Below are 25,370 nucleotides of genomic sequence, written 5' to 3'. Positions count from 1 at the left end.
CGGCTCAGCGCTGTGCGGACTGCGCCGCGACCTGCTCCGCCTGCGTGAGCACGCCGCGGAGGCTCTCGAAGTAGCCCGCGACGGCGTCGCGCTCGATGCGGATCTCGGCGAGCCGGTCCTCGGCGTCGGCGACGAGCGCACGCGTGCGCTCCTCGGCGTCGGCGATGAGCTTGCGCGCCTGTCCGTGCGCGTCGGAGACCCGCTTGCTCGCTTCCTCGTCGGCGCGGTCGCGGATCGCGGAGATCTCGGACCGGACCTCGTTCTGGAGGCGGTCGGCCTCGGCGCGGGCCTCGGAGGTGCGTGCGGTGACCTCGTTGAGCTCCGCGGTGGCGTCCGCGACGAACTTCTTGGTCTCGGCGACCGCCTCGCGGTGGCGCGTGAGGAGCTCCTGCTCGGCCTCGTCGCGCTTGGTGGCGATCTCGGCGTCGAGGTCGAGACGGGCCTGCTCGACCTCGCGGCGCATGCGGTTCACCTCGTGGGTGGACTTCTTGCGCATCGCGGTGAGCTGGTTGTCGAGGTCGATGCGCGACTGCTCGGCCTCGGCCTCGAAGTCGGCGCGCGCCTGCTCCTGCTCGAGGGTGAGGTCGGCGCGCGTCTGCTCGAGCTCGGCGGCGTGCTTGAGGCGGATGCGCTCGAGCTCGTTGGTGAGCTTCAGGCGGGCGGTCTCGGTCTCACGGTCGAGGTCGACGCGCACCTGCTCGCGCTCCTGGGCGAGTTCGTCGCGGGCCGAAGCGAGCTCGCGCTCGAGGTCGGTGCGCGCCTGCTCGAGCTCCTGCTCGAAGGAGAGGCGGCGCTCCGCGATCTCGGCCTCGATGCCCGCACGCGCGTCGGCGGTCTCGGACGCGAGGTCGAGCTTGGCCTGCTCGGTCTCGGTCGCGAGATCGATCCGCGCCTGCTCGGTCTCCTTCGCGAGCTCCGCGCGCTGGCGGTCGAGCTCGGCGGCGACCTCGGCCCGGGTCTGCTCGGTCTCCTGCGTGAGGCCGGCGGCGGTCGCGCGGGCCTCGTTCGCCTCGGTGTTGGCGATGACCAGGATCTCCTGCGCCTTGCGCTCGGCCTCGGCGACCTTCGCGGCGGCGTCGCGCTTCGCGCTCGAGCGCGCCTCGGCGGCCTCGGTGGTGACGGCGCCGCGGATCGCGGCGGCGTCGCGCGTGGCATCCTGACGCAGCTGCTCGCTCGACTCCTGCGCGCGCGCGACCATGTCGTCGGCCTCGACGCGCGCGTTCTCGAGCACCCGGGCGGCCTGGGCGCGGGCCTCGCTCAGCGTGCGGTCGGCGAGTTCCTGCGCGTCCGACTTGAGGAGGTGGACCTCGTCCTCGGCGGCGCGCCGGAGCTTCTCGGCGTCGATGTCCGCCTGGGCGATGAGGCGGGTCGACTGCTCCTCGGCGACGCGCAGCGTGTTCTCGAGCTTGGTGCCGAGGCCGGAGAACGTCGGGCTGCCGACCTCCTCGAGTTCGGCCACGAGCTCCTCGATGCGCGCGAGGAGCCGCTTGTTCTCCTTCTGGACCTCGCCGCTCTGGCTGTTCGCGGTGATGACGTCCCGACGCAGGCCGTTGATGGCCCGATCGACTTCGTCCTTGTCGTATCCGCGGAACACCTGGGTGAACTCGGTCTCTTCGACGGCCATCTTTCCTCCGGGTCTGTGTCCCGCGCGCGGGGGGTTCCGCGGGATCCCTGAAGATTGTACGGACACAGCAGCCCCGCGGCCCAACCCCCGTTTCCAGCGAACGCGGAGGCCGCTCCCAGCGGTGACCGGTAGTGTGGGCGAGTCTGTGTTCGATGGCCGCACGTTCGCGGCCCCATTGGAGTGCCAGTGCGTTTCGTCTTCGCCATCGTCGCGTTCTTCGCCGCGGCCGTGATGATCGGGCTCGGCATCGCCCAGCGCACGGTGTTCCTCGAGCCGGACCGCGTGGCGCTCACCGTGAAGATCGACTCCGACGAGGCCGACTACGCCGTGATCGCGCCGGACGCGCTCTCCGCCCACGACGGGCACCAGTCGCTGCGCGTCTCGGGCGAGGGCAGCGTGTTCCTGGCCTACGGCCGGAGCTCGGACGTCGAGGCGTGGATCGGCGAGGACCCGTTCGTGACGGTGCACTACGACGCCGAGGCGGGCGAACTGCTCGCCGACGCGGGCGGCGACGAGGACGCGGAGACCCCGTCGACGGATGCCCCGGCCACGGATGCCCCGGCCACGACGGCGCCGGCCCCGGATGCCTCCGCACCGGCGACGCCCGCCCCGGGAGCGGAGGCCGCGGAAGCGGTCTCGCCCGCAGGCAGCGACCTCTGGCTCGACGAGATCACCGGCGACGGCGAGGTCGTGCTGAACGCCGACGTGCCCGACGACGTCTCGGTGATCGTCGCCTCGGGCAGCGCCGACCCGCTGCCCGACGAGGTGTCGATCGCCTGGCCGGTGGACAACGCCACGCCGTGGGCGGGCCCGCTCATCACCGCGGGTGCCATCGTGTTCCTCGCGGGCATCGCGCTCCTCGTCTCCGGAATCCTCCACCACCGTCGTTCGCGCGGCCCGCGCCGCAACCTCCCGAAGGGTCCGAGGCCGCGACTCCAGCTCGGCGCCGGGACGCGTCGCGGCGGCACCGCCGGGCGCCGCTCCGGCGGCCGCCGGGCGTTCGTCGCGGCATCCGTGCTCGTCCCCGCACTCGCGCTCTCGGCATGCTCGGCCGACTACTGGCCGAGCTTCGAGCAGCCCGCCGAGTCGGCCGCGCCGACGACGCCGGCCCCGACGCCCGAGCCGACCGGCGAGGCGGGCGCGGACGCGGGGGAGGAGTCCGAGGACGACCAGCCCGCGGTTCCCGCCGTGACCGAGTCCCAGATGGAGACCATCATGGGCCGCGTGGCCGGCGTCGCGGCCGACGCGGACGCCGCGCTCGACGGCCAGCTCGCCGCGACGCGCTTCGTCGGCCCGGCGCTCGTCGCCCGCCAGGCGAACTACGCGATCCGCGCGCAGCTGCCGGACCAGGCGGCACTGCCCGCGATCCCGTCGGAGCCGCTCACGCTCACGCTGCCGCAGCAGGCGAAGGGATGGCCGCGCACGGTGCTCGCCGTCGCGAACGCGTCGGACGACCCGACGGTCGCCCCGAGCGCGCTCGTGCTGACGCAGGAGTCGCCGCGCGCGGACTACCGGATCCTCTACGCGATGTCGCTCGTCCCCGAGGCGGAGTTCCCCGAGGTCGCGCCCGCGAGCATCGGCGCCCCGCTGATCTCACCGGAGTTCAAGGGGCTCGTGCTCCCGCCGGGGCAGGTCGCGGCGGCGTACGCGGACGTGCTCATCAACGGCGACGCCTCGCAGTTCGCCGCGCTGTTCGACCCCGAGGGCGACGTGCTGCGCCAGCAGCTCGGCGTCGAGGGCCAGGCTGCGCAGCGCGCGCAGCTGCCGCCCACCGCGACCGCGACGTATTCGAATGCGGTCGGCGACAGCCCGGCGGTCGCGCTCGCGACGAACGATTCGGGTGCGCTCGTCAGCGTGTCGATCCAGCAGACCGAGCACGTCGCGCCGAACGACGGCGGCACCATCGGCTTCCAGGCCGGCGCGCCCGGGGCTGCGCTGAGCGGCTTCACGGGCAAGAGCGCGAAGGGCGTGCAGCGGGTCATCGGCATCCAGATCCTGTTCTACATTCCGAGCGTCGGCTCGGACGAGCTGATCAGCGTGCTCGGCTGGTCGGAGAGCCTCATCGGAGCATCGGAGATACCGTGACCAACGCCACCCCGCCCCAGCCCGGCCTTCGCGGCGCCATCGACCTCTCGTCGCTCGTGCAGCGCGGCCCCGCGCCCACCGGGGCGTCCGCGCCCGACGCGGCGGGCGCCGCCGCGGACGGCCTCGTGTTCGAGGCGGACGACGCGACGTTCGGCCCCGTGGTCGAGCGGTCCCGCACGGTCCCGGTCGTCGTCGTCGTGTGGGCCGACTGGAACGAGCCGTCGGTCGAGCTCGTCGACGCGCTGGCCGGGCTCGTCCGGGCCCGTGCGGGCCGGCTGGTGCTCGCGGCCGTCGACGGCGAGCGCAGCCCGCAGGTCGCGCAGGCCCTGCAGGTGCAGTCCGTGCCGACGGTCGTCGCCCTCGTGGCGGGGCAGCCGGTGCCGCTCTTCCAGGGCGTGCAGCCCGCCGACGTGATCGAGCAGGTCTTCGACCAGCTGCTCGCCCTCGCCGAGCAACACGGCGTGACCGGCACCGTGGACGCGGGCGACGGCGGCGATGCGCCTGCCGATGCGGAGCCCGCGGAGGAGCCGCTGCCGCCGCTGCACCAGGAGGCGTTCGACGCGATCTCGAACGGCGACTTCGCCGCCGCGGCGCAGGCGTACCGCACCGCGATCGCGCAGGACCCGCGCGACGCGCTCGCCGTGGCGGGGCTCGCGCAGGCGAATCTGCTCGGCCGGCTGCAGGGCCGCACGCTCGACGAGATCCGCTCGGCCGGGGCGGCGGCGCCCGACGACCTCGACGCGCAGTTGGCGGTCGCCGACCTCGACCTCTCGGGCGGGCACGTCGACGACGCGTTCGCGCGGCTGCTCGACCTGTTCCCGAAGCTCGACCAGAAGTCGCGCGACCTCGTGCGCGAGCGGCTCGTGGAGCTGTTCGAGGTCGTCGGCGTGGACGACCCGCGGGTCGTCGCGGCGCGCCGACGCCTCGCCAGCCTCCTGTACTGAGCCGACCCGCGGCCTCCGCCGCCGAAGCACCCCGGGCGCCGCGGCGCACTCAGGTGCCGCGGCGCCGACGGCCGCGTCCGGCCTCAGCCCTCGAAGCGGAACCAGACCGCGCCGAGCGGCGGCAGCGTGAACGCCGCCGACGCGGGACGGCCGCCCCACGGCTCCTCGGTCGCCTCGACCGCGCCGAGGTTCCCGACTCCCGACCCGCCGAACTCGAGGGCGTCGGAGTTGAGGATCTCGATCCAGCGCCCGGCCGACGGGAGTCCGAGGCGGAATCCCTCGTGCGGGTGGCCTGCGAAGTTCACGGCGCACAGCAACGGGTTGCCGTCGCGGTCCCGCCGCAGGAAGGCGATGACGTTCGCATCCGCGGCGCCGCCCTCGACCCAGTCGAAGCCGTCCGAGTCGTCGTCGAGCTGCCAGAGCGCGGGCGTCTCGCGGTAGCGCGCGTTGAGCGCGCGCACGAACTCGGCGAGCCGGCGGTGCGACGGCTGGTCGAGCATCCACCAGTCGAGTCCGCGCTGTTCGCTCCACTCCGAGAGCTGTCCGAACTCCTGGCCCATGAACAGCAGCTGCTTGCCGGGGTGCGCCCACATGTAGGCGAGGTACGCACGCGCGTTCGCGAGCTGCTGCCAGTGGTCGCCCGGCATCTTGCGCAGCAGCGACCCCTTGCCGTGCACGACCTCGTCGTGGCTGATCGGCAGGATGAAGTGCTCGCTGAACGCGTACAGGAACCCGAACGTGAGCTCGTTGTGGTGGTACGCGCGGTACATCGGGTCGCGCTGGATGTACTCGAGCGTGTCGTGCATCCAGCCCATGTTCCACTTGTAGCCGAAGCCGAGCCCGCCCGAGCTCGTGGTCGCGGTCACGCCGGGCCAGCTCGTCGACTCCTCGGCGATCACGACGACGCCCGGGTTGCGCTTGTACGCGGTCGCGGTCGCCTCCTGGAGGAAGGAGATCGCCTCGAGGTTCTCGCGTCCGCCGTGGACGTTGGGCTCCCACTCGCCGTCCTTGCGCGAGTAGTCGAGGTAGAGCATCGAGGCGACCGCGTCCACGCGGAGGCCGTCGACGTGGAAGTCCTCGAGCCAGAACAGCGCGTTCGCGACCAGGAAGTTCCGCACGCGCGGGTTGCCGTAGTCGAACACGTAGGTGCCCCACTCGCGCTGCTCGCCGCGCCGGGGGTCCGGGTGCTCGTAGAGCGGTTCGCCGTCGAAGCGCGCGAGCGCCCACTCGTCCTTCGGGAAGTGGCCGGGGACCCAGTCCATGATCACGCCGATGCCGGCCTGGTGCAGACGGTCGATCAGGTACCGCAGGTCGTCGGGTGTCCCGAAGCGGCTCGTCGCCGCGAAGTAGCCGGTCACCTGGTACCCCCAGGACCCGCCGAACGGATGCTCCGCCAGGGGCAGGAACTCCACGTGCGTGTACCCCAGCCACTGCAGGTACTCGATGAGCTCGTCCGCGATCTCGCGGTAGCCCTTGCCGGGGCGCCACGAGCCGAGGTGGAGCTCGTAGATGCTCATCGGGAGCTCGTGCGGGTTCGCGTGGGCGCGGCGGGACATCCACTCGCCGTCGTTCCAGTCGTGCGCGGCCTCGAAGACGATCGATCCGGTCGCCGGCGCGACCTCGGCCATGCTCGCCATCGGGTCGGCGCGCATGACCCACTCGCCCGACTGCGTCCGGATCTGATACTTGTACACGGATCCCGGCGCCAGGTCGGGCACGAAGAGCTCCCAGACGCCGCTCGCGCCCATGCTCCGCATGGCGTGCGACTGTCCGTCCCAGCTGTTGAAGTCGCCCACGAGGCGGACGCCCGTGGCACGCGGCGCCCAGACCGCGAACGAGATGCCGGTCACCGGGCCGCCGGTCGCCCAGTGCGAGCGCCGGTGCGCGCCGAGCACGTGCCAGAGCTGCTCGTGGCGTCCCTCCTGGATGAGGTGGAGGTCGAGCTCGCCGACCGACGGGGCGAACCGGTACGGGTCGTCGGCCGTCCAGTCGACGCCGCCCGCGTAGGTCGCGCGCACGCGGTACCCGGTGTCGCCGAACTCGCCGGCGCCCGCCCAGATGCCGGCGCCCACGTGCCCGAGCGGGACCGTCGTGCCGTCCTCGAGGATCGCCTCGACCGTCTCGGCGAGCGGGCGCCGCACGCGGATCACCGAGCGCGGTCGCCCTGCGGCACCTGATTCGAGGTCGTGCCGACCGAGCACCGCGTGCGGGTCGGAGTGGCGCCCCTCGGCGAGGGCGGCGAGGACGCCGTCGTCGATCCGGGGGCCCGTGTCGTCCTGTGCCAAGCTAGCTCCGCTTCCGTTCGCCGCGAACCCGGGGTCGGTCGCGGATGACCTGCAGCACGTGCGCCGGCCGCTCGAACGCGTCGAGCCGGACGTAGTTGTCCGCGGACCAGTCCCAGCGATCCCCGCTGACGAGGTCCTCGACCGCGAACCGCTGCCCGGGTTCGAGGCCGAGCGCCTCGAGGTCCAGGTGCACGGCGGTCTCGCGCACGGAGTGGGGGTCCACGTTGACCACGACGATGACGGTGTCCGCGACGCCGGTGCCGGTGAAGCGGGCGTCGAGGTGCTTCGAGTAGGCGAGCACGGCGTCGTCGTCGGTGCGGTGCAGGCGGAGGTTCCGGAGCTGGCCGAGGGCCGGATGCGCCGCCCGGATGCCGTTCAGGATGCCGAGGTACAGCGCGAGCGACCGGCCCTCGCGCTCGGCGAGCGCGAAGTCGCGGGGCTTGTACTCGTACTTCTCGTTGTCGATCGCCTCTTCGGCGCCGGGGCGCGCGACGGCCTCGAAGAGCTCGAAGCCCGAGTACACGCCCCAGGACGGCGCGGCGGTCGCGGCGATCGTGGCCCGCACGCTGAACGCCGCCGGCCCGCCGAACTGGAGGTACTCGGTGAGGATGTCGGGCGTGTTCACCCAGAGGTTCGGCCGCAGGTAGTCGGCGGTGGACTCGGCGAGCGAGACGAGGTACTCCTCGAGCTGCTCCTTGGTGTTGCGCCACGTGAAGTACGTGTACGACTGCTGGAATCCCGCCGCCGCGAGCGCGCCCATGGGCGCGGGCCGCGTGAAGGCCTCGGCGAGGAAGACCGCGCCGGGCTCCTCCTCCCGGACGGTCCGGATGAGCCGTTCCCAGAACCAGAGCGGCTTGGTGTGCGGGTTGTCGACGCGGAAGATGCGCACGCCCTGCTTCATCCAGTGCCGCACGATCCGCAGGACCTCGGCGAACAGGCCCTCGGGGTCGTCGTCGAAGTTGATCGGATAGATGTCCTGGTACTTCTTCGGCGGGTTCTCGGCGTACGCGATCGTGCCGTCCGGCAGGACCGTGAACCACTCCGGGTGCGCTGTCACCCACGGGTGGTCGGGCGAGGCCTGGAGCGCGAGGTCGAGCGCGACCTCGATCCCGAGCGCCTGCGCGCGGCGCACGAACGCGCGGAAGTCGGCGAGCGTGCCGAGGTCGGGATGCACCGCGTCGTGTCCGCCGGGGGTCCCGTCGGCGAGCGGGCCGCCGATGGCCCACGGCGAGCCGGGATCGCCCGGCTTCGGGTCGAGCGAGTTGTTGCGCCCCTTGCGGTTGGTCACGCCGATGGGATGGATCGGCGGCAGGTACACCACGTCGAACCCCATCGCGGCGACGCCGTCGAGGCGGCGGAGCGCGGTGCGGAAGGTCCCGCTCTTCCACGTCCCGTCCTTCTGGCGCCGGGCGCCCTCCGAGCGCGGGAAGAGCTCGTACCAGGCGCCGACGCCGGCCCGCCGGCGCTCGACGAGCAGTTCGCGTTCCGGCGCCTCGGTCCGCAGGCGCGCGAGCGGCCGGATCCGGAAGTCCTCGAAGCGCGGGTCGTCGATCAGCGCCCGCCGCTCGGCGGGCGCCTGCTCGGCGTCGCGGAGCGCGCTCGCGAGGTCGGCGAGCCGCCGCCTGGACGCGATCGGCCGGCGGGTCTCGCCGACCGCCCGGTCGAGCAGTCGCGCGCCGATCTCGTACATGATCGCGACGTCGACGCCCGCGTCGACCTTGATGGCCGCGTCGTGACGCCAGGTGCCGATCTCGTCGCCGAATCCGACGACCGTCCACCGCCACACGCCGACCTCGTCGAGCTGGAGCAGCGCCTCCCACCGGTCGGTGCCCGGCGCGATGGGCGACATCCGCTCGACGACGCGTCGGCCCGACGGCGACACGGCCTCCACGAGCGCGCCGACCAGGTCGTGCCCCTCGCGGAACACGGTCGCGCGGAACGGGACGACCTCGCCCTCGAAGGCCTTCGGCCGGGCGGCGCCATCGGGGACGGCCGGGGTGACCAGGAGGACCGGGATGCGCCCGGTGAGGGCGGAGGGGGACGTCACGAGTCGACCGTAGCGCGGAATGCGTCGCGCGGGTGAGTCACGATTCCGTCATCCGCGCGACACACATCGCTCATAGGGTGAGGAAGGTGAAGCCGATCCGCAAGTTCACCGTCCGGGCGGTCGTACCCGCCCCGCTGTCGGCCCTCGAGGAGCTCGCCGGCAACCTCCGCTGGTCCTGGCACGAGCCCACCAGGCGGCTCTTCGAGCACATCGATCCCGAATCCTGGGCCGCGATCGGGCGGGATCCGGTGGCGCTGCTCGGCGAGGTCCATCCGTCGCGCCTCGACGCGCTCGCCGCCGACGACGGGTACGTCGCGTGGGCCGAGCGCGAGCGCGCCGACCTGCGCGCCTACCTCGAGCACCCGCGCTGGTACCAGGGGCTCGGCGAGGATGCCCCGCGCACGATCGCCTACCTCTCGCCCGAGTTCGGGATCACCGAGGCGCTGCCGCAGTACTCGGGCGGCCTCGGCATCCTCGCGGGCGACCACCTGAAGGCCGCGAGCGACCTCGGCGTCCCGATCGTCGGCGTCGGCCTCTTCTACAAGTCGGGCTACTTCTCGCAGTCGATCTCGCCCGACGGCTGGCAGCGCGAGCGGTACCCGGTGCACGACCCGGACGGGCTCCCGCTCACCCTGCTCCGCCGACCCGACGGCACCCCGGCCGTGGTCGTCCTCGCGCTGCCCGGCGATCGCGCGCTCGCCGCGCGGATCTGGGTCGCCGACGTCGGGCGCGTGCCCCTTCTCCTGCTGGACACCGACCTCCCCGCGAACTCCGACGAGCTGCGCACGGTCACCGACCGCCTCTACGGCGGCGGCGGCGAGCACCGGCTCCTCCAGGAGCTGCTGCTCGGGATCGGCGGGTTCCGCGCGCTCGCGCTGTGGGCCGAGATCACCGGCCGGCCCGGGCCCGAGGTCTTCCACATGAACGAGGGGCACGCGGGCTTCCTCGGGCTCGAGCGGATCTCCTCGCTCATCGGGCGGGGATTCAGCTTCCGCGACGCGCTGCAGCTGGTCCGCGCGGGCACCGTGTTCACCACGCACACGCCCGTCCCCGCGGGGATCGACCGGTTCGACCGCGCGCTCGTCGAGCGCTTCCTGACGCCGATGCTGCTGCCGGGCGTCGACCCGGCGGACGTGCTGCCGCTCGGCCTCGAACCGGGCGCCGACCCCGAGACCGGCGCGTTCAACATGGCGGTCATGGGCCTGCGGCTCGCGCAGCACGCGAACGGCGTCTCGAAGCTCCACGGCGAGGTGAGCCGGCGCATGTTCGGAGCGCTCTGGCCGGGCTTCGACGCCGCCGAGGTGCCCATCACGTCGGTCACGAACGGCGTGCACGCGCCCACGTGGACCGCGCCCGCGCTCATCTCGCTCACCGAGCAGACGCTCGGCACCGTCGACACCGAGCACGCCGACTGGCTGAGCCCCGCACTCGACGACGGCGACCTCTGGACCGTGAAGCGCCGGATGCGCGACCAGCTCGTCGACGACGCCCGTCGGCGCCTGGCCGAGTCATGGGTCGAGCAGCACTCGGGCGCGGCCGCGCCCGAGTGGCTCCGGAAGGTGCTGGACCCCGACGTGCTCACGGTCGGCTTCGCGCGCCGGGTGCCGACCTACAAGCGGCTCACGCTCATGCTGAAGGACCCGGACCGGCTGCGCGGGATCCTCACGCACCCCGATCGGCCCGTGCAGTTCGTCATCGCGGGCAAGTCGCACCCCGCGGACGACGAGGGCAAGCGGCTCATCCAGGAGCTCGTCCGCTTCGCGCAGGACCACGACGTGCGCGACCGGATCGTGTTCCTCCCCGACTACGACATGGGCATGGCGGCGCTCCTGTACCCGGGCTGCGACGTGTGGCTGAACAACCCGCTGCGTCCGCTCGAGGCGTGCGGCACGTCCGGCATGAAGGCCGCGATGAACGGCGCGCTCAACCTGTCGATCCTCGACGGCTGGTGGGCCGAGTTCGCCGAGGAGGACTACGGCTGGGTCATCCCGTCGGCCGACGCGGCCGGCGACGAGGGCGAGCGCGACGCGATCGAGGCCGCGGCGCTCTACGACCTCCTCGAGCACCGGATCGCGCCGCGCTTCTACGACCGGAACGACGACGGGGTCCCCGTCGACTGGGTGCGCATGCTGCGCAGCACGCTCGCGACGCTCGTCCCCGAGCTCGGCGCGGACCGCATGGTCAGGGAGTACGTCGACCGGTTGTACCGGCACGCGTGGCGGCACGCGGTCGCGGTCGGCGCGGACGACGCTCGCGGGGCCCGCGAGCTCGCCGCGTTCGGGGCGCGCGTGCGCGAGGCGTGGCCGAAGGTGCGGGTCGTGCACGTCGAGTCCGGCGGCATCGAGACCCCGCACGTCGGCGACGAGCTGCAGCTGCGGGCCAGCATCGACCTCGGATCGCTCGACCCGGCCGACGTCGCCGTCGAGGTCGTCTACGGGCGGAGCCGCGCGGACGACACGCTCGCGGACGTGCGCATCGCCGAGCTCGCGCTCGCCAAGTCGCCGTCCAAGGGCGGAGCCGCGACGTGGGGCGGGGCCATCGCGCTCGATCGCGCGGGCGCGTTCGGCTACACGGTGCGCGTCGTGCCGCGGCATCCGATGCTGCTCAGCACCGCCGAGCTAGGGCTCGTCGCGACCGCGGAGTAGCCATCGACGGGGCGCCCGCGGTGCGGCGCGCCCCGTCGGAGGGCTCCGGTTCCCGGCGCGCCCCCTCGGAAGGCTCCGGTTCCCGGAATCCGCTCAGCGCGCGCGGGCGATCGGCGCGTAGCGCCCGCCCGTGACGGCGAGCAGGTCGTCCGGCGCGAGCTCGAGGTCGAGTCCCCGCCGTCCGCCCGACACGAGGATCGACTCGCACAGGATCGCCGAGTCGTCGAGCACGGTCGGCAGCGACGTCTTCTGCCCGATCGGGCTGATCCCGCCGACGACGTACCCGGTCCGGCGCTCGGCGACCGCAGGGTCGGCCATCTCGGCGCGGCGCCCGCCGACCGCCGCGGCGAGCGCCTTGAGGTCCAGCTGCAGGGCGACCGGCACGATGCCGACGGCGAGCGCGCCGTCGACCGTCGCGAGCAGCGTCTTGAACACGCGCTCGGGTTCGACGCCGAGCTTCCGGGCCGCCTCGAGGCCGTACGCCGCGGCCCTCGGGTCGTGCTCGTACGCGAGCGCCCGGAACGCGATGCCGGCGCGCTGGAGCGCGAGCGTCGCGGGCGTGCCCGCGGTCTCGGGGCGACGGGCCATCAGGCGTCGCCCTCCGCGCGGTAGAGCTGGATCGACATGGGCGCGATCTCGACACGGTCGCCGGGGTAGGCGTCCTCGCCGACGACGTCCGGCCACTCGCTCGCCGAATCCCAGAGCAGCGTGTAGTGGCCGATGCCCTCGTGCTCGGGGAGCACGACCGCGGTCTCGGCCTCGTTCGCGTGGATCACGAGCAGGATGCGGTTGAACGCCTCGAACTCGGGCGTCGACGCGGCCAGGTACTGCAGCGTGCGCTCGGCGGGGGAGTTCCAGTCGTCGATCGTCATGGTGTCGCCGTCGGCGTTGTACCAGTCCATCTGCGTCGCGCTCGGCGTGGTCTCGCCGAACTTGCCGAAGCGCACCGGGCGCAGCGCGGGGTTCTCGGCGCGCAGCCGGATCAGCCGGCGGACCGTCGCCAGGAGCGCGCGCTGGTCGTCGGTGCGCGACCAGTCGAGCCAGGTCAGTTCGCTGTCGTGGCAGTACGCGTTGTTGTTGCCGCGCTGGGTGCGCGCGACCTCGTCGCCCGCGGTGAGCATGGGAACGCCGGCCGACAGCAGCAGCGTGCCGAGCAGGTTCCGGATGCTCCGCCGCCGTGCCGCGCGGATCTCCGGGTCGCGAGTCGGGCCCTCGACGCCGTGGTTGTACGAGTTGTTGCCGTCGGTGCCGTCGCGGTTCTCCTCGCCGTTGCCGAGGTTGTGCTTCGCGTCGTAGGCGACGAGGTCGGCGAGCGTGAACCCGTCGTGCGCGGTGACGAAGTTGAGGCTCGCGAGCGGTCCGCGCACGGCCGCGAACGTGTTGGAGGAGCCGGCCAGCCGGTTCGCGAGCCGGCCGATCCCGCTGCCGGCGGTCCCGTGCTCGCGCTCGCGACGCAGGTCGCCGAGCCAGAAGTCGCGCACGCGGTCGCGGTAGCGGTCGTTCCACTCGCTGAACCCGATCGGGAAGTTGCCGGTCTGCCAGCCGCCGGGGCCGACGTCCCACGGCTCGGCGATGAGCTTGGACCGGCCGAGGACCGGGTCGGCGAGCATCGCCTGCAGGAGCGGGTGGTCGGGGGTGTAGGCGTTGCGGCCGTCGCGGCCGAGCGTCGCGCCCAGGTCGAGGCGGAACCCGTCGACCTGGAGTTCGTCCGCGAAGTACCGCATGGAGTCGAGCACGAGCCGGATCGGCGCGGGGTGCGAGAAGTCGAGCGAGTTCCCGCAGCCGGTGGTGTCGACGTAGCGGCCGTGCGCGTCGTGCCGGTAGTAGCCGGCGTTGTCGATGCCGCGGAAGCTGAAGGTCGGGCCCTGTCGCCCCTCCTCGGCGGTGTGGTTGTAGACGACGTCGAGGATCACCTCGATGCCGGCCTCGTGCAGCCGGCGCACCATGCCCGCGAACTCGCGGCGGACCGCGGCCGGTCCCTGGGACTGCGCGGCGGCGCTCGCGTACGGCGAGTGCACCGAGAAGTAGGACAGCGTGTTGTACCCCCACGCGTTGACCTTGCCCTGGCGGATCAGGCGGTCCTCGGTCACGTACGCGTGCACGGGGAGGAGCTCGACGGTCGTGACGCCGAGGTCGCGCAGGTGCCCGATCGAGGCGTCGTGCGCGAGCCCGGCGTACGTGCCGCGCAACTCGGCCGGGATGGCCGGGTTCGCCCGGCTGAAGCCGCGGACGTGGAGTTCGTAGACGACCGTGTGGTCGAGCCCGATGCGCGGCTTCTCGACGCCGCCCCAGTCGAACCCCTCGTCGGCGAGCGACCCGAGCGCGATCCCGCGCCACGAGCGCGGGCCGGCGTGCAGGATGCCCCGGGCGTACGGATCGAGCAGGGTCTTCGCGGGGTTGAACGCGTGCTCGGGCCCGGAGGGCCCGTCGACGAGCAGGCCGTACCGGGCGTTGCGCACGAGCGAGGCCGCGGTGCCCTCCCAGACGCCGTGCTCGTCGCGCTCGAGCCGCACGCGCTCGACGGCCCAGTCGAGGTCCTCGGCCGAGAAGACCTCGAGCTCGACCGTCTCGGCGTGCCCGCTCCAGACGCGGATGCGCCCGCCGTCCGGACCCGGGCGGACGCCGAGGTCGTGGAGCGGATCGGACGGCTGTTCGGGCATGCGTTCTAGAGTAGTTCGATCGAGAGCGCTCACATTCGAGCACGCTGGACGGAGGGAGCGCGCACGGTGGCCTACCTCGACCACGCCGCGACGACGCCGATGCGCCCGGAGGCGATCCGCGCCCTCACCGAGGCGCTCGCACTCGTCGGGAACCCGGCCTCGATCCACAGCGACGGCCAGCGCGCGAAGCGCCTCCTCGAGGAGTCCCGCGAGCAGGTGGCGGCCACGCTCGGCGCCGACGCGATCGAGGTCGTGCTCACCGGCAGCGGCACCGAGGCGGTGAACCTCGCGCTGAAGGGGATGTACTGGCGGCGGCGCCGCGACGCGCGGGGCCCGGTCGTGGTGTTCCCCGCGGGCGAGCACCACGCGACGATCGACACGGTCGAGTGGCTCGCCGAGCACGAGGGCGCCGAACTCGTCGAGGTCCCGCTGGACCGCGTCGGCCGGGTCCGGCTCGACGCGCTCGCCGAGGTGCTCGACCGGCACGGGGCATCCGTCGCGCTCGTCACGATGCTCTGGGCGAACAACGAGGTCGGGACCATCCAGCCCGTCGCCGAGGCCGCGACGCTCGCGGCGCGCGCGGGCGTGCCGCTGCACGTCGACGCGATCGCGACCTACGGGCAGGTCCCGATCGGGTTCCGGGCGCTTCGGCGCGAGACGGATGCCCCGCCGGGCGCCGGGCTCGTCGCCCTCAGCGTCTCCGCGCACAAGGTGGGCGGGCCGGCCGGCATCGGCGCGCTCGTGCTCGACCGCACAGCCGCGATCGAGCCGCTCCTGCACGGCGGCGGCCAGCAGCGGCGCATCCGCTCGGGCACGCAGGATGTCGCGGCGGCCGCGTCGTTCGCCGCGGCCGCGGTCGCGGCCGAGGCCGCGCGAGAGGCCGACGCGGTGCGCGTCGCGGCGCTGCGCGACCGCCTCGTGGCGGGGGTCGCCGCGATCGCGCCGGACGCCGTGCTCTCGGGCGATCCCGACCCGGCGGGCCGACTGCCCGGCAACGCCCACTTCGCGTTCCCGGGCCGCGAGGGCGATTCGCTGCTGTTCCTGCTGGATGCGGCGGGCGTGTCGGTCTCGACCGGTTCGGCGTGCCAGGCGGGCGTGCCCGAGCCGTCGCACGTGCTGCTGGCGATGGGCCGCTCCGAGGCCGATTCGCGCGGAGCGCTGCGGATCACGCTCGGGCACGACTCCACGGCGGCCGACGTCGACGCGTTCCTCGCGGCGCTGCCCGAGGCGGTCGAGCGGGCGACGCGGGCGGGCCTCGCGGCACGCGCGACCAGCTTCGACCGCTGACCCGGGGCATCCGCTCAGGCCCGCCGCGTACGCTGGGACCATGCGGATCCTGGCAGCGATGAGCGGCGGCGTCGACAGCGCCGTCGCCGCCGCGCGCGCGGTCGAGGCGGGGCACGACGTCGTCGGCGTGCACCTCGCGCTCAGCCGCAACGCCGGCACCCTGCGCACGGGCAGCCGCGGCTGCTGCACGATCGAGGACTCGATGGATGCGCAGCGCGCCGCGAACGCGCTCGGCATCCCGTACTACGTGTGGGACTTCTCGGAGCGGTTCAAGGCCGACGTCGTCGACGACTTCATCGCCGAGTACGCGGCCGGGCGCACGCCGAACCCCTGCATGCGCTGCAACGAGCGCATCAAGTTCGCCGCGCTGCTCGAGAAGGCGCTCGCGCTCGGCTTCGACGCGGTCGCGACCGGCCACTACGCGAAGATCGAGACGGATGCCTCGGGCCGCCGCGAGCTCCACCGCGCGAGCGCGGAGGCGAAGGACCAGTCCTACGTCCTCGGCGTGCTCACGGCCGAGCAGCTCGAGCACGCGTACTTCCCGCTCGGCGACACGCCCTCCAAGGAGCTCGTGCGCCAGGAGGCCGAGCGCCGGGGGCTGTCGGTCGCCCGCAAGCCCGACTCCTACGACATCTGCTTCATCTCCGACGGGGACACCAAGGGCTGGCTCGCCGAGAAGGTCGGCACGCAGTCGGGCGACATCGTCGACCGCACGGGCGCCGTCGTCGGCAGCCACGAGGGGGCGCACGCCTACACCGTCGGCCAGCGCCGCGGGCTGCGGCTCGGCACCCCGGCGCCCGACGGCAGGCCGCGGTTCGTGCTCGAGGTGCGGCCGAAGGAGAACACGGTCGTGGTCGGCCCGAAGGAGGCGCTCGCGGTCGCCGAGATCGCCGGCTCCCGGTTCTCGTGGGCCGGCGCGGACCCCGTGGCATCCGGGCTGGTGGAGCACGAGGGCGACGCGTTCGACTGCGAGGTCCAGATCCGCGCGCACGCCGACCCCGTGCCTGCGGTCGCGCGCATCGCGACGACGGATGCCGGTGCACCCGAGCTGGTCGTCACGCCGGCGTCGCCGCTCGACGGCGTCGCGCCCGGCCAGACCGCGGTCGTCTACGTCGGCACGCGCGTGCTCGGCCAGTGCACGATCGACCGCACGACGAGCGCGGTGCCGGTCGACGCGTAGGCGGCGCGGTGTGGGAGGCGGCTCCTAGGATGACTCCGTGAGCGACATCCCCGCAGACTTCGACGATGCCCGCGCAGAATCCGAGCAGCTCCGCGAGCGTATCGAGGGGGCCCGTCTCGCGTACTACGCCGACGGGGACTCGGCGCTCTCCGACGCCGAGTACGACGCGCTCTTCCACCGGCTCGAGGCGATCGAGCGCGCGCACCCCGAACTCGCGGGACAGGACAGCCCGACCCAGCAGGTCGGGGCGGCGATCGTGGCGGCCGGGTTCCCGACCCACGAGCACGCCGAGCGCATGCTGAGCCTCGACAACGTGTTCAGCATCGACGAGTTCCGCGAGTGGGCCGGCAAGGCGCGGTCGGCGGCCGGCCGCGAGGTGCGCTGGCTCTCGGAGCTCAAGATCGACGGGCTCGCGATCAGCCTCGCCTACCGAGACGGCGTGCTCGAGACGGCCACCACGCGCGGCGACGGCCGGGTCGGCGAGGACATCACCGAGAACGTCGAGTTCATCCCGGCGATCCCGCGCACGCTCGCTGGCGACGGCTGGCCCGCGTTCTTCGAGGTGCGCGGCGAGGTGTTCCTGCGCAGCGTGGACTTCGAGGCGCTGAACGAGCGCCAGCACGAGCTGCAGGCTGCCTATGCCGACGAGCAGCGTGCCAGGGGCAGGGCGGAGGCGGACGTCCCCGTCCGCTTCCCCGAGTTCGCCAACGCGCGCAACACCGCGGCCGGCAGCCTGCGGCAGCGCCGTGAGAACAAGTCGCCGGAACAGCTCCAGCTCATGCGCGAACGGCTCGGCCGGCTCTCGCTCCACCTGCACGGCATCGGCGCCTGGCAGAGCCCGCCGGTCGACTCGCAGTCGGGCGTCTACGACCTGCTCGCGAGCTGGGGCCTGCCGGTCTCGCCGCACACGCGCGTGTTCGGGTCGATCGACGAGGTCGCCGGATTCATCGCGCACTGGGGCGAGCACCGCCACGACGTCGAGCACGAGATCGACGGCATCGTGATCAAGATCGACGAACTCGACCTGCACGACGAACTCGGCGCGACCAGCCGCGCGCCGCGCTGGGCGATCGCGTACAAGTACCCGCCCGAGGAGGTGCACACGAAGCTCCTCGACATCGCGGTCGGCGTCGGCCGCACCGGGCGGGCGACCCCGTTCGCGATCATGGCGCCCGTCAAGGTCGCAGGCTCGACCGTGCGCCAGGCGACCCTGCACAACCAGGAGGTCGTGAAGGCGAAGGGCGTGCTCATCGGCGACACGGTCGTGCTGCGCAAGGCCGGCGACGTGATCCCCGAGATCCTCGGCGCGGTCGAGCAGCTGCGCGACGGCAGCGAGCGCGAATGGCACATGCCCGAGGCCTGCCCCGAGTGCGGCACGCCCCTGCGACCGATGAAGGAGGGCGACATCGACCTGCGCTGCCCGAACGCGCGGTCCTGCCCCGCGCAGGTGCGCGGCCGCGTCGAGCACATCGGCTCGCGCGGGGGGCTCGACATCGAGGCGCTCGGCGAGGTCACGGCCGCGGCGCTCACGCAGCCGTTCGTGCCCGCCGAGCCGCCGCTGCGCACCGAGGCGCGGTTGTTCGACCTCACGCTCTCAGAGCTCGTCCCGATCGAGGTGATCGTGCGCGACGCCGAGACGGGCGAACCCAAGGTCGACGAGGAGACGGGCGAACCCGTGCGCCGGGCGCCCTTCCAGAAGTGGGGTCCCGCGACCTACCCGCCCGGCACGGAGGGCCTCGACGCCGCCGAACGCCGGCGGCTCGGCATCCGCAAGAGCCACCGCGAGCTCCTGCCCTCGGGCGCCGCCGAGAAACTGCTCGCCGAACTCGAGAAGGCGAAGTCGAAGCCGCTCTGGCGGCTCATCGTCTCGCTCAACATCCGGCACGTCGGCCCGGTCGCGGCACGAGCGCTCGCCGACTGGTTCGGCTCGCTCGACGAGATCCGTGCGGCGTCGCGCGACGAACTCGCGCAGGTCGAGGGCGTGGGCGGCATCATCGCCGATGCGGTCGTCGACTGGTTCGACGAGGAGTGGCATCGCGAGATCGTCGACCGATGGACCGCGGCCGGCGTCCAGTGGAGGACCGAGGGGCATCCCGGCCCCGGCGCGGCCGCGGAGGCGGGCGGCGTGCTCGCCGGGCTGACGGTCGTCGCGACCGGATCGCTCGAGGGGTTCACGCGTGAGGGCGCCCAAGAGGCGATCATCCGCGCCGGCGGCAAGGCCGCGTCGAGCGTGTCGAAGAAGACCGACTTCGTGGCCGCCGGTCCCGGTGCGGGTTCGAAGCTCGCGAAGGCCGAGGAACTCGGCATCCGGGTGCTCGATGCGGCGCAGTTCGCGATCCTGGTCGCCGAGGGGCCGTCCGCGCTCGACGGCTGAGCCGCCCGGGGCGTGGTGGCACTCGACCTGCCCGGCGCTCGACCTGCCCGGCACTCGACCTGCCCGGCGCTCGACCAGCACAATGGTGGGATGGCGGGGAGTGGGGACCACGCGACATCCGATTCGTCGGGCGAGCCCGCGCCCGACGCCGGGGGCGCGCGCGACGCCGGACCGACGGGCGGGCGCGAGCGCGGGAGCCGGCGCGAGTTCCTGAAGTGGGGCGGGATCGCCGCCGCGGGCGCGGTGGTCGGCGGCGCCGCCGGCGCGGTCGCGGGCGGCGCGATCGGGTACCGCGCCGGCTTCGACCTCGGGTCCGACGACTTCGCCGACCTCGAGCCGCGCGCCGAGCCCGGGTTCGACCACCTCGTCGTGCTCATGGGCGAGAACCGGTCGTTCGACAACCTGCTCGGCTGGCTCTACACGCCCGACGACGTGCCCGCGGGCCAGCGCTTCGAGGGGCTCGCGTTCGGCGACTACGCGAACACCGCGCCCGACGGCACGGTCTACGCCGCCCACGTGTACGACGGCGCGACCGACGTGATCATGGGCCGGCCCGACCCCGACCCCGGCGAGGAGTACCCGCACGTCAACACGCAACTGTTCGGCATCGTCGACCCCGGCGGCAACGCGAGCGTCGGCGTGGGCGACATGGCGCATCCGTACAATGCGCCGTCCGCGGGGCAGACGCCGACGATGGAGGGGTTCGTCCGCGACTACATCAACAACTCCGAGCGGCTGCACAAGGGCGCCGTCCCCGATCCCGATGAGACCCGTCAGATCATGGGCGCGTTCGCGCCGCTGATGCTGCCCGTGCTCTCCACGCTCGCGAAGCACTTCGCGGTGTTCGACAACTGGTTCTGCGCGGTGCCCTCCCAGACGTTCTGCAACCGCTCGTTCTTCCACGCGTCGACCTCGCACGGATTCGTGACGAACAAGCACGGCGGCGGCTACGACAAGTGGCTCGACGCGGACCCCGTGCCCACGATCTTCGACCGGCTCGAGGAGGCGGGCGTGAGCTGGCGCATCTACTTCGACGAACTGCAGCTCGTCTCCTTCACGGGCGTCCTGCACGCGCCGACGCTCCAGCGGTACTGGAAGACCGACCACTTCGCGACGATGGACCAGTTCGAGAAGGACGTGCGGACCGGGAAGCTGCCGGCGTACGCGTTCATCGAGCCGCGCATGACCTACAACCACAACGACTTCCATCCGCCGTTCGGCGTGCTGCGCACGTCCGTCGTCGACGGTCAGCAGATCGTCGACAGCGCCGTGTCGGACGTCCGCGCCGGCGAGGCCCTCGTGCATCGCGTCTACGAGGCGATCCGCACGAGTCGCACGTCCGGCGGGTCGAACGCGGTGAACACGCTGCTGCTCATCACGTTCGACGAGCACGGCGGCACCTACGACCACGTGCCACCGCCCGCGGCGACCCCGCCGCACGTCGACGAGGACCCGGGGGAGATGGGCTTCCAGTTCGACCGGCTCGGATGCCGGGTGCCGGCCATCGCCGTCTCGGCGTACACGCGCGCCGGAACGATCATCCACGACGAACTCCACCACGCGGCCGTGATCGCCACGCTCTCCAGGCTGCACGGGCTCAAGCCGCTGTCCCGGCGCGACGAGGGCGCGAACGACCTGTTCGGCATCATCAACCTGCCGGCGCCGAGGCATCCGTCGGACTGGCCGGAGACCACGCCGCAGTACGTGCCGCCGAACCCCCAGGCGCTCGCCCCCCACCCCGCGCACGCGCACAAGGACAAGCCGTTGAGCCCGCCCGCGAAGGGCCTCCTCGGGCTCCTGATGGCGAAGTACGGCGCGCCGGGCGAGCCCGAGCCCGAGACGTACGCCGACGCGTACCGGCTGCTCCACAAGTACGGCGCCGGGCTGTTCGGCACCGACTCGTGAACGTCGCCGCGTGCGCGCAGACCCGGCGACGGGGCATCCGGATGCCTCGATAGGATTGACGGGATCCCCACCACGACACGACGGAGCAGCATGTCCGAAATCAGTGCGGAGCAGGTCGCGCATCTCGCGAACCTCGCCCGTATCGCGCTCACCGAGGACGAGATCGCGCACCTCACCGCCGAGCTCGGCCAGATCATGCAGGCGGTCGAGCAGGTGAACCAGGTCGCGGGGCCGGACGTCCCGCCGACCAGCCACCCGATCCCGATGCAGAACGTGTTCCGCGAGGACGTCGTGGGCGACTCGGTGCTCACCGCCGAGCAGGCCGTCGCCGGTGCGCCGGAGACCGACGGCTCGCGGTTCGTCGTGTCCGCGATCCTGGGGGAGGAGCAGTGACCCACGCCGACGACCTGACCCGTCTCGACGCGAGCGCGCTCGCGTCGAAGCTCGCCGCCGGCGACGTCTCGAGCGTCGAGGCGACCCAGGCGCACCTCGACCGCATCGCGGCCGTCGACGGCGCCGTGCACGCGTTCCTGCACGTCGCGCGCGACCGCGCGCTGGCCGACGCGGCCGACGTCGACCGGCGTCGCGCCGCGGGCGAGCGGCTCGGCGAGCTCGCGGGCGTGCCGATCGCCGTCAAGGACGTGCTCGTCACCGAGGGCATGCCCTCGACCGCGGGCTCGCGCATCCTCGAGGGCTGGATCCCGCCGTACGACGCGACGCCCGTTCGGAAGGTCCGCGAGGCGGGGCTCATCCCGCTCGGCAAGACGAACATGGACGAGTTCGCGATGGGCTCGTCGACCGAGCACTCCGCGTACGGTCCGACGTTCAACCCCTGGGACCTCGAGCGCATCCCGGGCGGCTCGGGCGGCGGTTCTGCCGCGGCCGTGGCGGCCTTCGAGGCGCCGCTCGCGCTCGGCAGCGACACGGGCGGCTCGATCCGCCAGCCCGCGCACGTCACGGGCACCGTCGGCGTGAAGCCGACGTACGGTGCGGTGAGCCGGTACGGCTCGATCGCGCTCGCGTCGAGCCTCGACCAGATCGGCCCGGTCACGCGCACCGTGCTCGACGCGGCGCTGCTCCAGGACGTCATCGCGGGCCACGACCCGCACGACTCGACCTCGATCCCGGACCCGTGGCCCTCGATGGCCGAGGCGGTCCGCCGCGCCGACGTCTCGGGCCTGCGCATCGGCGTCGTGAAGGAGCTCGACGGCGACGGCTTCCAGTCCGGCGTGCGCCAGCGCTACCACGAGGCGCTCGACCTGCTCGCGCGCAACGGCGCCGAGATCGTCGAGGTCAGCGCGCCGAACTTCGAGTACGCGATCGCCGCGTACTACCTGATCCTGCCCGCGGAGGCGTCGAGCAACCTCGCCAAGTTCGACTCCGTGCGCTTCGGCCTGCGGGTCTCGCCCGAGGGCGGCGGCACGGTCGAGCAGGTCATGGCTGCGACCCGCGAGGCCGGCTTCGGCCCCGAGGTGAAGCGCCGGATCATCCTCGGCACCTATGCGCTGTCGGCCGGCTACTACGACGCCTACTACGGCAGCGCGCAGAAGGTCCGCACGCTCGTGCAGCGCGACTTCGACGCCGCGTTCGCGCAGGTCGACGTGCTCGCGACGCCCACGGCGCCGACGACCGCGTTCAAGATCGGCGAGAAGCTCGACGACCCGCTCGCGATGTACCTCAACGACGTCGCGACGATCCCGGCGAACCTCGCGGGCGTGCCGGGCATCTCGCTGCCGGTCGGCCTCGCACCCGAGGACGGCCTGCCGGTCGGCATCCAGTTCCTCGCGCCCGCGCGCGAGGACGCCCGCCTCTACAACGTCGGCGGGGCGCTCGAGCACCTGCTCGTCGCCGAGTGGGGCGGTCGCCTGCTCGACCGGGCCCCCGACCTCTCCAGCCATGAGATGCTCGCGAGCGAGGAAGGTGCCGTCTGATGGCCCGCGTCGAACTGATGGACTACGACCGCGCGCTCGAGCTGTTCGAGCCCGTCATCGGGCTCGAGGTGCACGTCGAGCTCAACACGCGCACGAAGATGTTCTCGCCCGCGCCGAACCCCGCGAACAGCGAGTTCCACGACGCCGCGCCGAACACGCTCGTGAGCCCGGTGTGCCTGGGCCTGCCCGGGTCGCTCCCCGTCGTGAACGGCGAGGCGGTCCGCTCGTCGATCTCGCTGGGCCTCGCGCTCGGCTGCTCGATCGCCGAGTCGAGCCGGTTCGCGCGCAAGAACTACTTCTACCCCGACCTCGCGAAGAACTACCAGATCTCGCAGTACGACGAGCCGATCGCCTTCGAGGGCTCGGTCGAGGTCGAGATCGAGGGCGGCCGGATCTTCCAGGTGCCCATCGAGCGCGCCCACATGGAGGAGGACGCCGGCAAGCTCACGCACGTCGGCGGCGCGACCGGCCGCATCCAGGGCGCCGAGTACTCGCTCGTCGACTACAACCGCGCGGGTGTGCCGCTGGTCGAGATCGTCACGAAGCCGATCTTCGGCGCCGAGGCGGACGCCCCCGCGCTCGCGCGCGCCTACGTGTCGACGATCCGCGACATCGCGCTGTCGCTCGCGATCTCGGAGGCGCGCATGGAGCGCGGCAACCTGCGCTGCGACGCGAACGTGTCGCTGCGCCCGCGCGGCGAGCAGAAGCTCGGCATCCGCACCGAGACGAAGAACGTGAACTCGTTCCGTTCGATCGAGCGCGCGGTGCGCTACGAGATCCAGCGGCAGGCGGCGATCCTCGCCAAGGGCGGCACGATCACGCAGGAGACCCGCCACTGGCACGAGGACACGGGCACCACGAGTCCGGGGCGTCCGAAGTCCGACGCGGACGACTACCGCTACTTCCCCGAGCCCGACCTGCTGCCGGTCGTGCCGTCGCCTGCGCTGATCGAGGAACTCCGCGCCGCGCTGCCCGAGCCGCCCGCCGCCCGCCGGCGCCGGCTCAAGGGCGAGTGGGGCTTCACCGACCTCGAGTTCCAGGACGTCGTGAACGGCGGCCTGCTGAACGAGGTCGCCGCCACCATCGCCGCGGGCGCCTCGCCCGCAGCCGCCCGCAAGTGGTGGACGGGCGAGCTCACGCGCCTCGCGAACCAGCAGGAGACGGATGCCTCCGCGCTCGCGTCGCCCGAGCAGGTCGCCCAGCTCGCCGCACTCGTCGACGCCGGCACGCTCACCGACCGGCTCGCCCGCCAGGTGCTCGAGGGCGTCGTCGCGGGCGAGGGATCGCCGCAGGAGATCGTCGACGCGCGCGGCCTCGCGGTCGTCTCGGACGACGGCGCGCTCATCGCGGCGATCGACCAGGCGCTCGCGGCGCAGCCCGACGTGCTCGAGAAGATCCGCGACGGCAAGGTGCAGGCTGCGGGTGCCGTGATCGGCGCCGTCATGAAGGCGATGCAGGGCAAGGCGGATGCCGCGCGCGTGCGCGAGCTCGTGCTCGAGCGCGCCGGCCAGGCGTAGGCACCAGACGGGAGGGCGGTCGGCGAACGCCGGCCGCCCCTTCGCGTCCCCGGGGCATCCGCCGCCCGGTTCACAGCGCGCTCAAGGCTGGCGAGACTAGCCTGACAGGCCACCCGATGGAGGATGAGGACGATGGGCTTCTTCGACCGACTGTTCGGCACCGGCCGGCCTTCGCAACCGGTACGGCCGGTTCCCCGGCAGTGGCAGCCGGCGCAGCAGTGGCAGCCCGGTGCGCCGCAGGCGGACCAGGACCGGATCGCGATCGAGCGCTACCGCTACCTGCTCCGCACGGCTCCGCCCGAGGCGATCGAGCAGGTGCACGCCGAGGCGTTCGCGCAGCTCAGCCCCGTGCAGCGGCAGCAGGTGTTCCGCGCGCTGGCCGACCAGGCGCCGCCGGGGGAGCGGCTCGTCTCCGACCAGCCGGCCGCGCTCGCGCGCGCGGCGACGCGGCAGGAGTTCCGTCAGCCCGGCAGCATGGAGCGCGCGTTCGCGACCGCGGGTGCGGCGCCGGGCCCCTCCGGCGCACGGCCCGCGGGTCCCTCCTTCGGCGGGACATTCGGGGCCTCGCTGCTCGGCACGATCACGGGCGTGGTCATCGGCTCGGCGATCGCCGACGCGTTCCTGCCTCCGATCGGCGCCGACCTCGGCGGGGCGGACGCGACGGATGCCTCGGCTGACGCGGGCGCTGCGGACGCGGGTTCGGTGGATGCCTCCGGCGGCGACTCGTGGGGCGGCGACGGCGGGTTCTTCGGCGGGGGCGGCGACTTCGGCGGCGGCGGCGACTTCGGCGGCGGTGGCGATTTCGGCGGCGGCGGCGACTTCGGCTTCTGACCGTGCGTCCCGTGGTCGACGGGCGGGGCCGGACGTCGGCGGGTCCGGGTAGCGT

General features: G+C 73.1%; 16 protein-coding genes. 11 read left to right on the top strand and 5 right to left on the bottom strand.

What is annotated here, in order from left to right; translation table 11 throughout:
- Nucleotides 1–4: 4 nt before the first annotated feature.
- Nucleotides 5–1,624, bottom strand: a complete 1,620-nt coding sequence (locus ACDF64_RS15985; RefSeq protein WP_394552348.1) for a DivIVA domain-containing protein — start codon at nucleotides 1,622–1,624, stop codon at nucleotides 5–7.
- Nucleotides 1,625–1,810: 186 nt separating this feature from the next.
- Between ACDF64_RS15985 and ACDF64_RS15980 the strand changes: the two genes are divergently transcribed.
- On the top strand, nucleotides 1,811–3,709 hold the full coding sequence (locus ACDF64_RS15980; RefSeq protein ID WP_394552347.1) for a hypothetical protein: 1,899 nt from the start codon (nucleotides 1,811–1,813) through the stop codon (nucleotides 3,707–3,709).
- Nucleotides 3,706–4,653, top strand: coding sequence for a tetratricopeptide repeat protein (locus ACDF64_RS15975; RefSeq protein WP_394552346.1), 948 nt, complete (start codon nucleotides 3,706–3,708; stop codon nucleotides 4,651–4,653). The genes ACDF64_RS15980 and ACDF64_RS15975 overlap by 4 nt, the downstream gene beginning before the upstream one ends.
- A gap of 83 nt (nucleotides 4,654–4,736) precedes the next feature.
- On the opposite strand, the gene glgB is transcribed toward ACDF64_RS15975, so the two are convergent.
- Nucleotides 4,737–6,938 carry a 1,4-alpha-glucan branching protein GlgB gene (gene glgB, locus ACDF64_RS15970; protein WP_394552345.1) on the bottom strand — a complete coding sequence of 734 codons (2,202 nt, stop codon included), beginning with the start codon at nucleotides 6,936–6,938 and terminating at the stop codon, nucleotides 4,737–4,739.
- Between the two features lies 1 nt (nucleotide 6,939).
- Nucleotides 6,940–8,985 carry a maltotransferase domain-containing protein gene (locus tag ACDF64_RS15965; RefSeq protein WP_394552344.1) on the bottom strand — a complete coding sequence of 682 codons (2,046 nt, stop codon included), beginning with the start codon at nucleotides 8,983–8,985 and terminating at the stop codon, nucleotides 6,940–6,942.
- A gap of 86 nt (nucleotides 8,986–9,071) precedes the next feature.
- On the opposite strand from ACDF64_RS15965, the gene glgP reads away from it, so the two are divergent.
- Nucleotides 9,072–11,630, top strand: a complete 2,559-nt coding sequence (gene glgP, locus ACDF64_RS15960) for an alpha-glucan family phosphorylase (protein WP_394552343.1) — start codon at nucleotides 9,072–9,074, stop codon at nucleotides 11,628–11,630.
- Between the two features lie 93 nt (nucleotides 11,631–11,723).
- On the opposite strand, the gene ybaK is transcribed toward glgP, so the two are convergent.
- Both ybaK and glgX read right to left on the bottom strand, forming a co-directional pair.
- Complete coding sequence (ybaK, locus tag ACDF64_RS15955) at nucleotides 11,724–12,218, bottom strand: Cys-tRNA(Pro) deacylase (protein ID WP_394552342.1); 495 nt, start codon at nucleotides 12,216–12,218, stop codon at nucleotides 11,724–11,726.
- Nucleotides 12,218–14,290, bottom strand: coding sequence for a glycogen debranching protein GlgX (glgX, locus tag ACDF64_RS15950; RefSeq protein ID WP_394552341.1), 2,073 nt, complete (start codon nucleotides 14,288–14,290; stop codon nucleotides 12,218–12,220). Before glgX ends, ybaK begins: the two co-directional genes overlap by 1 nt.
- 66 nt (nucleotides 14,291–14,356) lie before the next feature.
- Here glgX and ACDF64_RS15945 point away from each other — a divergent pair, with 66 nt between their 5' ends.
- From ACDF64_RS15945 to ACDF64_RS15910, 8 genes are all read left to right on the top strand, one after another.
- A complete protein-coding gene (locus ACDF64_RS15945; protein ID WP_394552340.1) occupies nucleotides 14,357–15,577 on the top strand; it encodes a cysteine desulfurase family protein in 1,221 nt (406 codons plus the stop codon).
- A gap of 40 nt (nucleotides 15,578–15,617) precedes the next feature.
- On the top strand, nucleotides 15,618–16,757 hold the full coding sequence (gene mnmA / locus ACDF64_RS15940) for a tRNA 2-thiouridine(34) synthase MnmA (protein ID WP_394552339.1): 1,140 nt from the start codon (nucleotides 15,618–15,620) through the stop codon (nucleotides 16,755–16,757).
- A gap of 37 nt (nucleotides 16,758–16,794) precedes the next feature.
- Nucleotides 16,795–19,131 (top strand): NAD-dependent DNA ligase LigA, encoded by a 2,337-nt coding sequence (ligA, locus tag ACDF64_RS15935; RefSeq protein ID WP_394552338.1) that lies wholly within the window; start codon nucleotides 16,795–16,797, stop codon nucleotides 19,129–19,131.
- 90 nt (nucleotides 19,132–19,221) lie between these two features.
- Entirely contained in the window at nucleotides 19,222–21,036 is a 1,815-nt protein-coding gene (locus tag ACDF64_RS15930) for an alkaline phosphatase family protein (RefSeq protein WP_394552337.1), read from the top strand.
- Nucleotides 21,037–21,126: 90 nt separating this feature from the next.
- Nucleotides 21,127–21,429 (top strand): Asp-tRNA(Asn)/Glu-tRNA(Gln) amidotransferase subunit GatC, encoded by a 303-nt coding sequence (gatC, locus tag ACDF64_RS15925; RefSeq protein ID WP_394552336.1) that lies wholly within the window; start codon nucleotides 21,127–21,129, stop codon nucleotides 21,427–21,429.
- Nucleotides 21,426–22,967: an Asp-tRNA(Asn)/Glu-tRNA(Gln) amidotransferase subunit GatA gene (gene gatA, locus ACDF64_RS15920; RefSeq protein ID WP_394552335.1), complete on the top strand. Its 1,542-nt coding sequence runs from the start codon at nucleotides 21,426–21,428 to the stop codon at nucleotides 22,965–22,967. The genes gatC and gatA overlap by 4 nt, the downstream gene beginning before the upstream one ends.
- A complete protein-coding gene (gene gatB, locus ACDF64_RS15915) occupies nucleotides 22,967–24,484 on the top strand; it encodes an Asp-tRNA(Asn)/Glu-tRNA(Gln) amidotransferase subunit GatB (RefSeq protein WP_394552334.1) in 1,518 nt (505 codons plus the stop codon). Before gatA ends, gatB begins: the two co-directional genes overlap by 1 nt.
- Nucleotides 24,485–24,616: 132 nt before the next feature.
- On the top strand, nucleotides 24,617–25,315 hold the full coding sequence (locus ACDF64_RS15910) for a hypothetical protein (protein WP_394552333.1): 699 nt from the start codon (nucleotides 24,617–24,619) through the stop codon (nucleotides 25,313–25,315).
- The last annotated feature ends 55 nt before the right edge of the window (nucleotides 25,316–25,370 follow it).

Source organism: Agromyces sp. MMS24-JH15, from assembly GCF_043518605.1.
Lineage (GTDB): Bacteria > Actinomycetota > Actinomycetes > Actinomycetales > Microbacteriaceae > Agromyces.
The sequence above is the reverse complement of the archived record's forward strand: the minus strand, read 5'-3'. Positions and strand labels throughout refer to the sequence as shown.

What these genes read in the sequence shown, in the direction of transcription:
- gatC (WP_394552336.1), top strand. Translation starts at nt 21,127, where the DNA reads ATGTCCGAAATCAGTGCGGAGCAGGTCGCGCATCTCGCGAACCTCGCC.
- gatB (WP_394552334.1), top strand. Translation starts at nt 22,967, where the DNA reads ATGGCCCGCGTCGAACTGATGGACTACGACCGCGCGCTCGAGCTGTTC.
- glgX (WP_394552341.1), bottom strand. Translation starts at nt 14,290, where the DNA reads ATGCCCGAACAGCCGTCCGATCCGCTCCACGACCTCGGCGTCCGCCCG.
- ACDF64_RS15930 (WP_394552337.1), top strand. Translation starts at nt 19,222, where the DNA reads ATGGCGGGGAGTGGGGACCACGCGACATCCGATTCGTCGGGCGAGCCC.
- ybaK (WP_394552342.1), bottom strand. Translation starts at nt 12,218, where the DNA reads ATGGCCCGTCGCCCCGAGACCGCGGGCACGCCCGCGACGCTCGCGCTC.
- ACDF64_RS15985 (WP_394552348.1), bottom strand. Translation starts at nt 1,624, where the DNA reads ATGGCCGTCGAAGAGACCGAGTTCACCCAGGTGTTCCGCGGATACGAC.
- mnmA (WP_394552339.1), top strand. Translation starts at nt 15,618, where the DNA reads ATGCGGATCCTGGCAGCGATGAGCGGCGGCGTCGACAGCGCCGTCGCC.
- ACDF64_RS15910 (WP_394552333.1), top strand. Translation starts at nt 24,617, where the DNA reads ATGGGCTTCTTCGACCGACTGTTCGGCACCGGCCGGCCTTCGCAACCG.